At 68.4% G+C, this 14,252-nt stretch carries 16 protein-coding genes; 11 read left to right on the plus strand and 5 right to left on the minus strand.

Annotation, left to right across the window (positions count from 1 at the left end; all coding sequences use genetic code 11):
• Positions 1-67: 67 nt before the first annotated feature.
• Both SFB74_RS32815 and SFB74_RS32820 read left to right on the plus strand, forming a co-directional pair.
• Positions 68-1,144, plus strand: coding sequence for a M4 family metallopeptidase (locus SFB74_RS32815; RefSeq protein ID WP_432728553.1), 1,077 nt, complete (start codon positions 68-70; stop codon positions 1,142-1,144).
• Positions 1,141-1,476, plus strand: a complete 336-nt coding sequence (locus tag SFB74_RS32820) for a protealysin inhibitor emfourin (RefSeq protein ID WP_432728554.1) — start codon at positions 1,141-1,143, stop codon at positions 1,474-1,476. Before SFB74_RS32815 ends, SFB74_RS32820 begins: the two co-directional genes overlap by 4 nt.
• A gap of 14 nt (positions 1,477-1,490) precedes the next feature.
• On the opposite strand, the gene SFB74_RS32825 is transcribed toward SFB74_RS32820, so the two are convergent.
• Positions 1,491-2,816, minus strand: a complete 1,326-nt coding sequence (locus SFB74_RS32825) for an Nramp family divalent metal transporter (protein WP_432728555.1) — start codon at positions 2,814-2,816, stop codon at positions 1,491-1,493.
• Between the two features lie 125 nt (positions 2,817-2,941).
• Between SFB74_RS32825 and SFB74_RS32830 the strand changes: the two genes are divergently transcribed.
• From SFB74_RS32830 to SFB74_RS32840, 3 genes are all read left to right on the plus strand, one after another.
• Positions 2,942-3,250: a putative quinol monooxygenase gene (locus SFB74_RS32830; RefSeq protein WP_432728556.1), complete on the plus strand. Its 309-nt coding sequence runs from the start codon at positions 2,942-2,944 to the stop codon at positions 3,248-3,250.
• 153 nt (positions 3,251-3,403) lie between these two features.
• Entirely contained in the window at positions 3,404-3,997 is a 594-nt protein-coding gene (locus SFB74_RS32835) for a hypothetical protein (RefSeq protein WP_432728557.1), read from the plus strand.
• A gap of 25 nt (positions 3,998-4,022) precedes the next feature.
• Positions 4,023-4,610 (plus strand): hypothetical protein, encoded by a 588-nt coding sequence (locus SFB74_RS32840; RefSeq protein WP_432728558.1) that lies wholly within the window; start codon positions 4,023-4,025, stop codon positions 4,608-4,610.
• A 75-nt stretch (positions 4,611-4,685) separates the two neighbouring features.
• Here the strand turns inward: SFB74_RS32840 and gap are convergent, their stop codons facing one another.
• Positions 4,686-5,687 (minus strand): type I glyceraldehyde-3-phosphate dehydrogenase, encoded by a 1,002-nt coding sequence (gene gap / locus SFB74_RS32845; protein WP_176665341.1) that lies wholly within the window; start codon positions 5,685-5,687, stop codon positions 4,686-4,688.
• Between the two features lie 57 nt (positions 5,688-5,744).
• Positions 5,745-7,847, minus strand: coding sequence for a transketolase family protein (locus SFB74_RS32850; RefSeq protein ID WP_432728559.1), 2,103 nt, complete (start codon positions 7,845-7,847; stop codon positions 5,745-5,747).
• 154 nt (positions 7,848-8,001) lie between these two features.
• Here SFB74_RS32850 and speD point away from each other — a divergent pair, with 154 nt between their 5' ends.
• From speD to SFB74_RS32870, 4 genes are read left to right on the plus strand one after another with little or no spacing between them, the layout of a single operon-like run.
• Entirely contained in the window at positions 8,002-8,382 is a 381-nt protein-coding gene (gene speD, locus SFB74_RS32855) for an adenosylmethionine decarboxylase (RefSeq protein ID WP_432728560.1), read from the plus strand.
• Between the two features lie 20 nt (positions 8,383-8,402).
• On the plus strand, positions 8,403-9,119 hold the full coding sequence (locus tag SFB74_RS32860; RefSeq protein ID WP_432732036.1) for a nucleotidyltransferase family protein: 717 nt from the start codon (positions 8,403-8,405) through the stop codon (positions 9,117-9,119).
• Positions 9,116-10,516 carry an aminopeptidase P N-terminal domain-containing protein gene (locus SFB74_RS32865; protein ID WP_432728562.1) on the plus strand — a complete coding sequence of 467 codons (1,401 nt, stop codon included), beginning with the start codon at positions 9,116-9,118 and terminating at the stop codon, positions 10,514-10,516. The genes SFB74_RS32860 and SFB74_RS32865 overlap by 4 nt, the downstream gene beginning before the upstream one ends.
• Positions 10,517-10,528: 12 nt before the next feature.
• Positions 10,529-11,107: a hypothetical protein gene (locus tag SFB74_RS32870; protein ID WP_432728563.1), complete on the plus strand. Its 579-nt coding sequence runs from the start codon at positions 10,529-10,531 to the stop codon at positions 11,105-11,107.
• On the opposite strand, the gene SFB74_RS32875 is transcribed toward SFB74_RS32870, so the two are convergent.
• Positions 11,061-12,062, minus strand: coding sequence for a LysR family transcriptional regulator (locus SFB74_RS32875; RefSeq protein WP_432728564.1), 1,002 nt, complete (start codon positions 12,060-12,062; stop codon positions 11,061-11,063). The genes SFB74_RS32870 and SFB74_RS32875 overlap by 47 nt on opposite strands.
• Positions 12,063-12,207: 145 nt before the next feature.
• Here SFB74_RS32875 and SFB74_RS32880 point away from each other — a divergent pair, with 145 nt between their 5' ends.
• Together SFB74_RS32880 and SFB74_RS32885 are read left to right on the plus strand one after the other, a co-directional pair.
• Positions 12,208-13,275: an aldo/keto reductase gene (locus SFB74_RS32880; protein ID WP_432728565.1), complete on the plus strand. Its 1,068-nt coding sequence runs from the start codon at positions 12,208-12,210 to the stop codon at positions 13,273-13,275.
• Entirely contained in the window at positions 13,272-13,886 is a 615-nt protein-coding gene (locus SFB74_RS32885) for a short chain dehydrogenase (RefSeq protein ID WP_432728566.1), read from the plus strand. Before SFB74_RS32880 ends, SFB74_RS32885 begins: the two co-directional genes overlap by 4 nt.
• Positions 13,887-13,902: 16 nt before the next feature.
• Here the strand turns inward: SFB74_RS32885 and SFB74_RS32890 are convergent, their stop codons facing one another.
• Positions 13,903-14,250 carry a DUF3325 domain-containing protein gene (locus tag SFB74_RS32890; RefSeq protein WP_432728567.1) on the minus strand — a complete coding sequence of 116 codons (348 nt, stop codon included), beginning with the start codon at positions 14,248-14,250 and terminating at the stop codon, positions 13,903-13,905.
• Between the last annotated feature and the right edge of the window lie 2 nt (positions 14,251-14,252).

Here is a 14,252-nt window from a genome sequence, read left to right on the forward strand (position 1 = left end):
CCTGTGTTTCTGCTACGGTGCCTTCGAACCGATCGACACCGATCGACCTTCGACGAAAGGCCCGTCCATGCCGTCGCGCACACCGCAGATCCTGCCGCCCGCCTTCGTGCCGCCCTACCTGCTGAGCCGGCTCGCCGAAAGCGCCAGCCCGCCGCTCAGCGAACGCGCGGTGAACACGCTGACCATCGATCGCGAGCACCGCGCGCTGCGCGGCTTCGTGCCGCCGGCGGTGGTCTCGAACGTCACGGGCACGCCCGTGCGCCCCGCTCGGGCGAACTCACCCGAGCGCGCCATCCATGACGCGGGCCACACCACCGAACTGCCCGGCCGGCTGGTGCGCACCGAAGGCAAGCCGGCCACCGGCGACATTGCGGCCGACGAGGCCTACGAGCACCTGGGCGCCACATGGCGGCTCTACCACGACGTGTACGGGCGCGACTCCATCGACGGCGCGAGCATGCCGCTGACCGGCAGCGTGCACTACGGCAAAAACTACGACAACGCCTTCTGGAACGGCGCGCAGATGGTGTTCGGCGACGGTGACGGCGAGGTGATGAACCGCTTCACCATCGCGGTGGACATCATCGGCCACGAACTCACGCACGGCGTGATCGACCACGAGGCCGGGCTCGTCTACCAGGGGCAGCCCGGCGCGCTCAACGAGTCGATCTGCGACGTGTTCGGCGTGCTCGTGAAGCAGCACGTGCTGAAACAGACCGCGCAACAGGCCGACTGGCTCGTCGGCGCCGGGCTCTTCACGCCGAAGGTGAAGGCGAAGGCCCTGCGCTCGATGGCAGAGCCCGGCACCGCCTATGACGACCCGGTGATCGGCAAGGACCCGCAGCCCGCGCACATGAGGGACTTCGTCTCCACCACGCAGGACAACGGCGGCGTGCACATCAATTCGGGCATTCCGAACCGCGCCTTCTACCTTGCAGCCGTCGCCGTGGAAGGGCCGGCGTGGGAGGGCGCGGGCCGCGTCTGGTACGACACGCTGCGCGACAGGCGCCTGCGCGCGGACGCCGACTTCGCGGCTTTCGCCACGCTCAGCATCGAGATCGCCTCGCGGCGCTTCGGCGCGGGCAGCGCGGTCCACAAGGCCGTGGCCGACGCATGGCTGGCCACCGGAGTGACCGAGCCATGATCCGCCTGCCGCCACTCGATGAAGCGACCGTCGTGCGCGTGACGCGCGAGGGCGGGCTGGCCTATCTGCCGGGACTGGCGCGGCCGCGCAGCTTCCAGCTCGGCGATTGCAGCGACGAGCTGCGAAGGCAGATCGGCGACGCGCTGCAAAGTGCAGTGCCCCACGCCGGCCAGCCCGGCGCGACGGTGAGCGGCGGCGACCAACGCTTCTATCGCGTCGAGGTGCTCGTGCAGGGCGCCGGCGTGCAGGAAATCTCCGTGAGCTTCGAGGTGCCGGAAGCCGATGCGCCCGATGCGCTGGTGCACCTTTGGAAGGACGCGGGCACGCCCTAGCCGCCCTGGTCGCCCTAACCGCCTGAGACCACCGAAGCGATCAGCCACACGTTGGCGCAGCCGATCACAGCGAACAGCAGCCAGGCCAGCGACTTCACCACCGGACCGTTGGCGAAGCCGCCCATCAGCGCGCGGCTGCTCGTGAAGCGGATCAGCGGCCACATCGCGAACGGCAGCTGGAAGCTCAACACCACCTGGCTGAGCACCAGCATCTTGCCTACGCCGCCGTCGCCGAACCACCACACGCCCAGCCATGCCGGCCCGAGCGCCAGCGCGCGCGTGATGAGCCTGCGCTGCCAGCACGGGATCTTCAGGTCGAGAAAGCCTTCCATGATGATCTGGCCCGCGATGGTGCCGGTGAAGGTCGAGCTCTGCCCCGAGGCCAGCAGCGCGATGCCGAACAGCGTGGCTGCGACCGCGCTGCCGACGATGGGCTCCAGCAGCCGGTAGGCGTCGTCGATCTCCGTCACCTCGCGGTGGCCGGTGGCGTGGAAGGCGCTGGCCGCGAGCACCATGATGGCCGCGTTGACCAGCAGCGCGAGCGAGAGCGACACCACCGCGTCGAGCGTGCAGAAGCGCACCGCCTCGCGGCGCGCGGGCTCGGTGTCGGCGATCAGGCGCGTCTGCACGATGGACGAATGCAGGTACAGGTTGTGCGGCATCACCGTCGCGCCCACGATGCCGATGGCCAGGTACAGCGCGCCCGGCTGGTGCAGCCGCTCCAGGCTGGGGCCGAAGCCCATCGCCACGCCGAACCAGTTGGGCGGCGCCATCGCCAGCTCGACGACGAAGCAGGCCGCGATGGTGCCCACGAGCCCCAGCACGATGGCCTCCACGCGGCGGAAGCCCGCGCCCTGCAGGCCCAGCACCAGCAGCGTGTCGAAGGCCGTGATGGCGATGCCCACCGGGATCGACACGCCGAACAGCAGGTGCAAGGCGAGCGCGCTGCCCAGCACCTCGGCGAGGTCGCAGGCCACGATGGCCAGCTCGGCGCCCAGCCACAGCAGGCGGTTGACGCGCGGCGAGTAATGCTCGCGGCAGGCGCGGGCCAGGTCCTTGCGCGCGACGATGCCCAGCCGCACGCACAGCGTCTGCAGCAGCATCGCCGAGAGGCTCGCCAGCAGCACCACGAACAGCAGGCCGTAGCCGAAGCGCGAGCCGGCCTCGATGTCGGTCGCCCAGTTGCCCGGGTCCATGTAGCCGACCGACACCAGCAGGCCCGGGCCCGCGTAGCGCATCAGCTTCTTGTGGAACGGCAGGTCCTGCGGGACGGCCACGCTGCCCTTGACTTCGGAAGGACAGAAGGGCGCGGTGGCCGTGCGGGGCAGCGGAAAGAACATGCGGGCGATGATAGGGACAAGGCCGTGGCGTTGTCGCCGACCTGACCGGCACGGTCGCGCCAAATCTCTTAGATTCGAACGTCGCACCCATCACTCACCCAACCAACCAACCGGAGACCCTTTCAATGATCCACGTCGTCGCCGTCATCACCGCCAAGCCGGGCCAGCGCGCCAGGTTGCTCGAAGCCTTCGCCGCCAACCGCGCGGCCGTGCTGGCCGAGGCAGGCTGCATCGAGTACGGCGCCACGGTCGATGCGCAAGGCATCCCGGCATCGAAGGCCAGCTTCGGCCCCGACACCTTCGTCGTGATCGAGAAGTGGGAAACGCTGGCGCACCTGCAGGCGCACGCGGTCGCGCCGCACATGAAGGCCCACAGCGAGAAGACGAAGGAATTCACCGAGAGCAAGCTGATCCACGTGCTCGAGCCGGTCTGAGGCTCGCCTTCGCCCCTGCGCGCACCTTCCGGTTTCGCGGCTTCATGCATTCGCGCGCCGCGCGATGCGTGCTACCGTCGCGCCGGGAGCACGCGCCACCGATGCACCATGCATGCATTGCGGGCCTCGTGAAGAGAGAGGGGAACCGAAGGGATGGCGATCTTTAGTTCGCAGCAGAGCTGGCGCTGGCGCAGCCTGCTCTTGCCAGCCGTGCTGGCAGCCGCCGCAATGGCCACCGGTTGCGCGCCATTGCTGGCGCCGCCCTACGCCGCCGACTACGAAACCCTCGACAAGCTGGAGGCCACGCGCCCCGGCATGGTGGCCCTCGCGAAGGCGCAGCCCACCGACGCCGAAGAGAAGGTCAACACGGTGCGCCTGCGCAGTGCGAGGCTGCTGTCGCCCAGCGGCAGCTTCGCGCAGTACCTGCAGGACGCGATGATGCGCGACCTCAGCGAGATCTCCGCCTACGACCCGAAGGCGCCCACGCGCATCGCGGCACGCGTGCTGGTCAACGAGATCGACCTCGGCGTGATCAACGGCAGCGGCCGCATGGAAGTCGAGATCACCGTCACGCGCGACACCGCACAGCGCCTGCGCAAGACCTACCGCGCCGAAACCGCCTTCGATTCGAGCTACGCGAGCATCGTCGCCGTGCCGGCCGGGCAGGCCGCGTACCCGCGCCTCGTGCGTGCCTTGCTGCGGCAGGTGTACGCCGATCCGCAGTTCGTGGCCGCCATCGGCCGTTGATCCCCAGAGGCCAGGAGGCGCTTCGATGCAGTTCCTTTTTCGTCCAGCGACCATCGCGCTGTCGGCCCTGTTGCTGCTCGCCGGCTGCGTGCACCCGATCACCATGATCACCGAGACCGCGCCGGCGCGTTCGCAGGCGCACCTCGTTGCGAAGAAGGTCGCCTACGTGATGACCGACGCCGACCGCGACCTCGAAGTGATCACCCCCGGCGGCAGCGGCGACCGCGTGAGCTACTACCCGTACCGCGACCTGGAGAAGTCGATCCGCGACGCGCTGCGCGCCGTGTACCGCGATGTGATCGTGCTGCGCACCGCCGGCGACGCGAAGGCGAACGAGGCGGCAGGCGTATCGCTGGTGTTCTCGCCGCGCATCAAGACCGATTCGAGCTCGTCGTCATGGATCAGCTGGCCGCCGACCTCGTTCACGGTCGAGGTCTCGTGCGTGGTGACCGATGCTGCCGGCGCCGAGGTCACGCGGGTACGTGCTGTCGGCAACGGCACGGCGGAGTTCGGCGAGTTCAAGGGCGACTTCGGGCTGGCGGCGCGAAGGGCCGCGACGCGGCTGACGTCGCAGCTGAGCAGCGAGGTCCGCAGGAACGAGAAGCTGCGATAGCAGCGAGGAGCCCGATAAAAGGAGCCCAATAAAAAACGCGCCCGAGGGCGCGTTTTTCGTTGAAGCCGCGAAGTCTTACTTCGACACGACCTTCACCATCTCGAGGCACTTGTTCGAGTAGCCCCACTCGTTGTCGTACCAGCTCACGAGCTTCACGAAGGTGCCGTCGAGCGCAATGCCGGCTTCGGCGTCGAAGATCGAGGTGCGCGGGTCGCCGCGGAAGTCGGTGGCCACGACCTTGTCTTCGGTGTAGCCCAGCACGCCCTTGAGCGCACCTTCGCTCTGTGCCTTCATCTCGGCGCAGATTTCCTTGTACGTGGCTTCCTTCACCAGCTCGACCGTCAGGTCGACCACCGACACGTCGGAGGTCGGCACGCGGAAGCTCATGCCGGTGAGCTTCTTGTTGAGCTCGGGGATCACCACGCCCACGGCCTTGGCCGCGCCCGTCGACGACGGGATGATGTTTTCCAGGATGCCGCGGCCACCGCGCCAGTCCTTGTTGCTCGGGCCGTCCACGGTCTTCTGCGTGGCGGTGGCGGCGTGCACGGTGGTCATCAGGCCGCGCTTGATGCCCCACTTGTCGTTCAGCACCTTGGCCAGCGGGGCCAGGCAGTTGGTGGTGCAGCTGGCGTTGCTGATGATGGCTTCGCCGGCGTACTTCTTGTCGTTCACGCCGTAGACGAACATGGGGGTGTCGTCCTTCGACGGTGCCGACAGGATCACCTTCTTGGCGCCCGCGTCGATGTGCTTCTGCGCGGTTTCCTTGGTGAGGAAGAGGCCGGTCGACTCGAGCACGATGTCGGCGCCGACTTCGTTCCACTTCAGTTGCGCGGGGTCGCGCTCCTGCGTCAGGCGGATCTTCTTGCCGTTCACGATCAGCGTGTTGCCTTCGACCGTGACTTCACCCTTGAAGCGGCCATGCACCGAGTCGTACTGGAGCATGTAGGCCAGGTAGTCGGGCTCGAGCAGGTCGTTGATGGCAACGATTTCGATGTCGTTCTTGAAGTTCTGCACGGCTGCGCGCAGCACGTTGCGACCGATGCGGCCGAAGCCGTTGATACCGAGTTTGATAGCCATCTGACTTGCTCCTAAGGTTGAAAAACTGTTGTCTGTCGTGAACGGCGAAAGAAGGGATCAGTCGCGCAGCGCCGCTTCCACCGTGGCGGCGACGTTCTCCGCCGTGAATCCGAAGTGCTTGAACAGCACCGGCGCGGGCGCCGACTCGCCGTACGTGTCGATGCCGACGACGGCGGCGCAGCCGTACTTCCACCAGCCGCCGGTGCAGCCCATTTCCACCGCGATGCGCGGCAGCTTCTTCGGCAGCACGGCCTTCTTGTAGGCCAGGTCCTGGCGGTCGAAGGTGGTGGTCGAGGGCATCGACACCACGCGCACGGCGATCTTCTTCTCGGCCAAGAGCTTCTGGGCGGCCAGCGCGAGCTGCACTTCGGAGCCGGTGGCGATGATGACCGCCGCCGTCTTCTTGTTCTTGAGGCCGACGTTCTCGGGCTCGGAGAGCACGTAGGCGCCGCGGCTGATGTCGCCGAGTTCGCTCTTCGGCGCGTAGGCGATGTTCTGGCGGCTCAGCAGCAGCGCCGTGGGACGCGACTGGTTCTGCAGCGCCACGGCCCAGGCTACGGCGGTTTCGGCCGTGTCGCCCGGACGCCAGACGTCGAGGTTAGGAATGAGGCGCAGCGAGGCGGCGTGCTCGATCGACTGGTGCGTCGGGCCGTCTTCGCCCAGGCCGATGGAGTCGTGCGTGAACACGTGGACCACGCGGCGCTTCATCAGCGCGGCCATGCGAATGGCGTTGCGGCTGTAGTCGCTGAAGGTGAGGAAGGTGCCGCCGTAGGGGATGTAGCCGCCGTGCAGCGCCACGCCGTTCATGATGGCGGCCATGCCGAACTCGCGCACGCCGTAGTTGATGTGGCGGCCGATGGTGCCGTGCGGCGCTTCGGCCGGGGCTTCGGGCTTGGCTTCGTCTTCCGCGCCCTGCTTGGCAGGGACCGCGGGCACGTTCATGACCACGGCGCCGGTCTTCGGATCGAAGCGCAGCGCGGCGGTGCTCTTGGTGTTGGTGAGGTTCGAGCCGGTCAGGTCGGCGCTGCCGCCCAGCATTTCGGGCAGCGCGGCGGTGAAGGCTTCGAGCGCGAGCTGGCTGGCCTTGCGGCTGGCGACGGTCTCGCCCTTGGAATGGGCCGCGACCACGGTGTCGAACGCCACCTGGTGGAAGTTCTTGGGCAGCTCGCCCTTCATGCGGCGGGTGAACTCGGCGGCCAGCTCGGGGTAGGCGGCGGCATAGGCAGCGAACTTGTCGTTCCAGGCGGCTTCAGTCTTGGCGCCGGCTTCCTTGTGGTCCCAGTCGGCATACACATCGGCCGGGATCTCGAAAGCAGGGTACGGCCAGCCGATGGCTTCGCGGGTGAGCACGATTTCTTCCGCGCCCAGCGCCTCGCCGTGCGCCTTGGCGGTGCCGGCGCGGTTCGGGCTGCCCTTGCCGATGACGGTCTTGCAGACGATCAGCGTAGGCTTCGATTCTTCCTTCTTGGCCTTGGCGATGGCCTTGGACACAGCCGCGGCGTCGTTGCCGTCGATCGGGCCGATGACGTTCCAGCCGTAGGCCTTGAAGCGCTCTTCGGTGTTGTCGATGAACCAGGGCTTGACCTGGCCGTCGATGCTGATGCCGTTGTCGTCGTACAGCGCGATCAGCTTGTTCAGGTGCCAGGCGCCGGCCAGCGCGCAGGCTTCATGGCTGATGCCTTCCATCATGCAGCCGTCGCCCAGGAAGGCGTAGGTGTGATGGTCGACCACGGCGTGATCCTTGCGGTTGAATTCGGCGGCCAGCAGCTTCTCGGCCAGCGCGAAGCCCACGGCGTTGGTGATGCCCTGGCCCAGCGGGCCGGTGGTGGTCTCGACACCCGGGGTCACGTCCACTTCGGGGTGGCCGGCGGTCTTGCTGTGCAGCTGGCGGAAGTTCTTGAGCTCGCCGATCGGCAGGTCGTAGCCGGTCAGGTGCAGCACCGAGTACAGCAGCATCGAGGCGTGGCCGTTCGACAGCACGAAGCGGTCGCGGTCGAACCAGTGCGGATTGGCGGGGTTGTAGCGAAGGTGATCGCCCCAGAGTGCGACGGCCATGTCGGCCATGCCCATCGGTGCGCCCGGATGTCCGGAATTTGCTTGTTGAACGGCATCCATGGCCAGGGCGCGGATTGCGTTGGCCATCAGGGCGTGGTTTGCCATGTGCGGTGGGCTTTCGGAGGGAAAAGGGAGGATTGGGGTGGGGAGAACCCGCGATTTTACCGGGCGAGCCCCGGACGCTCCCGATACGGCCTGAACACCCTTCCGATGCTTCTGTGCGTTCCACCCCCGAGACGGACTGCTAGAGTTGCCACCCATGCACGGCCTGCACCTCACCGCCGACCTCCACGACTGCCAATGCGGCCTCCAATGGCTCACCGACCGCGACGCCCTGGGCGCGGTCTGCCTCAAGGCGGTGGGCGCCGCCGGACTGCAGGCGGTGGGCAAGCTGATCCACGGTTTTCCGGCCACGGCGCAGGGCCCGGGCGGGGTCACGGCCACGGTGCTGCTGGCCGAGTCGCACCTGTGCATCCACACCTGGCCCGAGCAGCGCGGCGTGACGCTCGACGTGTACGTCTGCAACTTCAGCGGCGACCACTCGGCCAAGGCCCACGCGCTGATGGAGTGCCTGGTGTCGCTGTTCCAGCCCCGGCACAGCGAGCGCAACGAACTGCAGCGCGGACGGGTCGCGGCGTGAGCGGCAACGCGGTGCGGGCCATGATCCTGGCCGCCGGGCGCGGCGAGCGCATGCGGCCCCTGACCGACAGCTGCCCCAAGCCCCTGCTGGAAGTGCGCGGCAAGCCCCTGATGCAATGGCCGATGGAGGCGCTGGCCGCTGGCGGCTTCACCGAACTGATCGTCAATACCGACTGGCTCGGCGTGCAGATTTCGGATCGATTCGGCGCAAAGCCTTTGCTGGACGGGCATCCCGCGCTATCGATTTCATACTCCGACGAGGGCCGCGACTTCGGCGGCGCGCTGGAAACAGCCGGCGGCATCGTGCGCGCGCTGCCCCTGCTGGGCGACGTGTTCTGGGTCGCGGCCGGCGACGTCTTCGCGCCCGGATTCGCCTTCACGCAGGCTTCGGTCGACCGATTCATGGCCAGCGGCAAGCTCGCGCACCTGTGGCTGGTGCCCAACCCCGCCCACAACCTCAAGGGCGATTTCGGCCTCTCGGCGGACGGCCTCGCGCTCAACACCGCGCCCGAGAAGTTCACCTTCTCGACCATCGGCCTGTATCGCGCCGCGCTCTTCGCGCGGCCCTACTGCGACATCCCGCCCGGCAACCCCGCCGGCCGCAAAGCCCCGTTGGCGCCGATCCTGCGCGCCGCGATGGACAATGAACTCGTGAGCGCCGAGCTCTACACCGGCCCCTGGACCGACGTGGGAACCCCCGAGCGGCTCGCCCAACTGAACACGACGCCAACAAGATGACCGCAGCAGACATCGCCACCACGATCTACGCCGAGCGCCGCGCGCGCCTCGCCTCGCAACTCGGCAAGGACGGCATCGCCATCATCCCGACCGCGCCCGAGCGGCCGCGCAACCGCGACACCGATTTCCTGTATCGCCACGACAGCTACTTCTATTACCTGACCGGCTTCACCGAGCCCAATGCATGGCTGGTGCTGGCGGGCGACGGCCGCGCCACGCTGTTCTGCGCGCCCAAGGACATCGAGCGCGAGATCTGGGACGGCTACCGCCTCGGCCCCGACGCGGCGCCCGCGGCGCTCGGCGTCGACGAGGCATTCCCCGTCACCGAACTCGACGCGAAGCTGCCCAAGCTGCTCGAGAACCGCGCCACCGTGTGGTTTCCGTTCGCCATCCACAAGGGCCTGGAAAGCCGCGTCGACGGCTGGCTGCAATCGGTGCGCGCTCGCGTGCGGTTCGGCGCGCTGTGCCCCGACGAGCAGCGCGACCTGTGCGGCCCGCTCGACGAGATGCGCCTGGTCAAGGACGCGCACGAGCAGGACATCATGCGCCGCGCCGCGCAGATCAGTGCCCGCGCGCACGTCCGCGCGATGCAGCTGTCGGCCCGCATGCTGCGCGAGGGCAAGGACGCCCGCGAATACCACCTCGACGCCGAACTGCTGCACGAATTCCGCCTCGGCGGCTCGCAGTACCCGGCCTACTACTCCATCGTCGCGGCAGGCGCCAACGCCTGCGTGCTGCACTACCGCGCCGACGCCGCGCCCGTGCGCAAGGGCGAACTGGTGCTGATCGACGCGGGCTGCGAACTCGACGGCTACGCCAGCGACATCACCCGCACCTTTCCCGCCGACGGCAAGTTCACCGGCCCGCAGCGCGCGCTGTACGACCTCGTACTCGCCAGCCAGGACGCGGCTGCGGCCGCCACCAAGGCCGGCAATCGCTTCAACGACCCGCACGACGCGGCGGTGAGGGTGCTGGCCCAGGGCATGCTCGACTTCGGCCTGCTCGACGCCAACAAGGTCGGCAGCGTCGACGACGTGATCGACACGCGCGCCTATTTCCAGTTCTACATGCACCGCACCGGCCACTGGCTCGGCATGGACGTGCACGACTGCGGCAGCTACGTCGAGCCCACGCAGGTCGGCGAGGTGAGCGAGCGGAAAGATCCGCTGTCGAACGAAGTCATCAAGAACCGGCCCAGCCGCATCCTGCACCCCGGCATGGTGCTCACGCTGGAGCCCGGTATCTACGTGCGGCCCGCCGACGGCGTGCCCGAGCAGTTCCACAACATCGGCATCCGCATCGAAGACGACGCGATCGTCACCGCCACCGGCTGCGAACTCATTTCGCGCGGCGTGCCGGTGAAGGCGGACGAGATCGAGGCGCTGATGCGGGCTTGACGCCCGGCCGCCATGAACGTCCAGCCGCTGCCCGCCCGTTACGCCATCGAGACGACATCCGGCGGCGGGCTTCGGGCCGTGGTGCCAGCGCGCAAGCACTGGGCGCTTCTGCTTTTCATGTGCGTGTGGCTCGGTGGCTGGTGCTTCGGCGAGTTCATGGCCGCGAACGAGTTGCTGCACCCGAGCCGCCGCGGCAGCGAGAACCGATGGTTCCTCACGCTCTGGCTCGCGGGCTGGACCGCGGGTGGTGCGTGGGCATTCTTCTGCGTGCTGTGGCAGCTCTTCGGCCGTGAACTGATTTCGGTCGAAGAAGGCTCGTTGGTTCATCGCGTGGAAATCTGGGGTCTGGGGCGCACGCGCGCCTACGCAATCCACGCGATCTCGCGCCTGCGGGTCGTCGAGTTCTCGTTCGACGTCTTCCGCAACCAGCGCGCAGTGATGCCGCCGTTGTTCGGCGCGGGAGTTGGGCCGATCGCGTTCGACTACGGACAGCGCACCTTCAGGGTCGCGCCTTCGCTCGACGAGGCCGAGGCCCGTTCGCTGGTCACGATCCTGTACGAGCGGCTGCCCCGCGCTGTGCGGGAGCTGTAGCGGCAGGCCGGCGCGATCGCGGTACCGACGCATTCTTGACCGCCCGCTGCGACACCGGTGGCGGCGCGTGCCGCGCCTGCAGGAAATCGATGAACACCCGCAGCTTGCGCGGCATCTGCGCGCGGCTCGGGTAGTAGAGATAGAAGCCCGGGAAGGTGGGCCACCAGGGCTCCAGCAGCGGCACGAGGCGGCCGCTCGCGAAGTCTTCGCGCACCGCGCCCTCGAACGAGACGGCGATGCCCGCGCCGGAGCGGGCGGCCGCAAGCAGCAGGTCGCTGTCGTTGCTGATGAGCGGGCCTGCAAGTTCCACGTCGAGCACGCGCCCGTCCTGCGCGTATTCCCAGCGATAGAGGCCGCCGGTGGTCAGGCGGTAGTTCAGGCACCGGTGCTCGCGCAGGTCTTCAGGCGTGCGCGGTAGCTTGCGCCCCTTCAGGTAGCTGGGCGCCGCGTAGGTGACCATGCGCAGTGGCCCGCCCACGGGCACGGCCACCACGTCCTGCGCGAGGCTTTCGCCTAAACGGATGCCGGCGTCGAAGCCGCCTTCCACCAGGTCGACCATGCGGTTGTCGCAGACGAACTCGAGCGTGATGTCGGGATAGGCGGCGGCGAACGCGCCGAAGTGCGGGAAGAAGAGCAGCTCCGCCGCCACGCGCGAGACGTTCAGGCGCAGCAGGCCGGCGGGCTTGTCGCGCGCCTCGTCGATGCCTTCGACCGCCTGTGCCAGCGTTGCAAGCCCCGACTGCGCACCCGCGAGGAACTGCTGGCCCAGCTCCGTCACGCCGACGCGGCGCGTGGTGCGGTCGAGCAGGCGCACGCCGAGCTTTTGCTCGAGCGTGCGCACGGTCTGCGAGAGGGCCGATGGCGACACGCCGAGTTCTTCCGCGGCGCGAGTGAAGCTGGCGTGGTGCGCCACGCGGGCGAAGGCGGCGATGGCGGGCAGCAGTTCGGGCGACATGGCGGCCATTATGAAGATCAGCTTCATAAAGCATTCGCTCCAGCCTGCTTTTTCCGAAGCAATCGCGGCAATACCTTTCAGGGCATGGCGATGCGGCCCTCGCGTCGCCACCCGAACCTCGAAACGAACGAAAGGAATTTCCATCATGAAGCTGGACGACTACATCACCCTCGGCCGCTCGGGCCTGCGCGTCAGCCCCATGTCGCTGGGCACCATGACCTTCGGTCAGGAATGGGGCTGGGGCGCCGACGCGGGCGAATCGCGCCGCATGTTCGACGCCTACGTGGAGCGCGGCGGCAACTTCATCGACACCGCCAACTTCTATACCAACGGCAGCTCGGAGCAGCTGCTGGGCCAGTTCATCGCCGACCGGCGCGAGTCGGTGGTGGTGGCCACGAAGTACTCGCTCAACATGCAGCCGGGCAACCCGAACGCGGGCGGCAACCACCGTCGCAACATGGTCCGCTCGGTGGAGGCCAGCCTGAAGCGCCTGGGCACCGACTACATCGACCTGCTGTACCTGCACATCTGGGACAACCTGACGCCCTTCGATGAAGTGATGCGCGCCTTCGACGACCTGGTGCGCTCGGGCAAGGTGCTGTACGCGGGCATCTCCGACACGCCGGCCTGGCAGATCGCGCGCATGCAGACGCTGGCCGAGCTGCGCGGCTGGGCGCCGCTGGTGGCGCTGCAGATCGAATACAGCCTGATCGAACGCACCGTGGAACGCGAGCTGCTGCCGATGGCGCAGGAGCTGGGCCTTGGCGTGCTGGCATGGTCGCCGCTGGGCAGCGGCGTGCTCTCGGGCAAGTACACACGCGCCGACCTCGACCATCGCAAGGACCCGGGCTCGGGCGTGACGGGCTCGCGCAAGGACGTGGCCGTGGGCAACGGCGCGCTGACCGCCCGCTCGCTCGACATCGCCGAAGTGGTCGCGCAGATCGCGAAGGAGCAGGGCCGCTCGAGCGCGCAGATCGCCCTGGCCTGGCTGCTGCATCGCCGCGCGCCGACGGTGCTACCGATCATCGGCGCGCGGACCTTCGCGCAGTTCGAGGACAACCTCGGCGCGCTCGACGTGGAGCTCGACGGTTCGGCGCTGCAGCGGCTCGATGCGGCCAGCGCCGTCGCCATGGGCTTTCCGCACGACTTCATGGCGCTGCCGATGACGCAGGGCGTGCTCTCGGGCGGCAGCTCGGTGCGTCGACCGGGATGACGCAGAAGAGGCGGAAGGTTGTGGTGATCGGCGCGAGCGGCACCATCGGCCGCGCGGTGATCGAGGCGCTGGGCACGCGGCACGAAGTGATCGCGGTGTCGCGCGGCAGCAGGCCGGGCGTAGACCTCGCAGTGCCGCAGACCATCGACGCGCTGTTCGACGCGGTGCCCGACATCGACGCGGTAGTTTCCACGGCGGCGAGCGTGAAGCTGGCGCACTTCGGCACGTTGACGGACGAAGCGCTGTCGCATGCGCTGCGGGCCAAGCTGTTCGGACAGATCGCGCTGCTGCAGCGTGCCTCGGCGCGATTGCGCGAAGGCGGCTCCGTCACACTGACTGGAGGCCGCTTCGACGGACTGCTGCCGGGCGGCAGCGCGGGTGCGCTCGCGAATGCCGGACTCGAAGCCTTCGTGGCGCAGGCCGCGCCGGAGCTGCCTCGCGGCCTGCGCGTGAACGTGGTCGCGCCGGGCTGGGTACAGGAGACACTCGACGCACTGGGCCTCCAGGGCCCGAGAGGCACACTGGCGCGCGATGTGGCGCGGCTCTATGTGTCGGCGGTGGAAGGCGCGATGAGCGGGCAGGCGCTGCGCACTACCGTCGTCACGGCATGACGACCGACGCGGACGGCTACAACCAGCTCAGCAGCAGGCTGCACAGCGCGACGGCGGTGGCCGCAAACGCGATCCAGTGAAAGCGCCGCGGCGCATAGCTGAGCAGCCCCACCGTCGCCCACGCAGCCGCCGTGAGCGCGCCCAGCCAGAGCACCCAGCCGGCGGCGCTGCCCGCCGCCCGCAGGCTGGCACCCAGCGACAGGCACAACAGCACCGCGCCGCCGAGCTGCAACCAGCGCCGCCACGGGCCCGGCGTGCTGCCGCGGCCGTAGACGTCCTCGCTGTGGCGGTCCATCGCGAGGCTCAGCACGCAGAAGCCCGCGAGCGATGCGGCGAACACGAGGGAGAGAAGAGGCGAATCCATCG

The sequence above is a fragment of the Variovorax xiamenensis genome (assembly GCF_050916385.1).
Lineage (GTDB): Bacteria > Pseudomonadota > Gammaproteobacteria > Burkholderiales > Burkholderiaceae_C > Variovorax.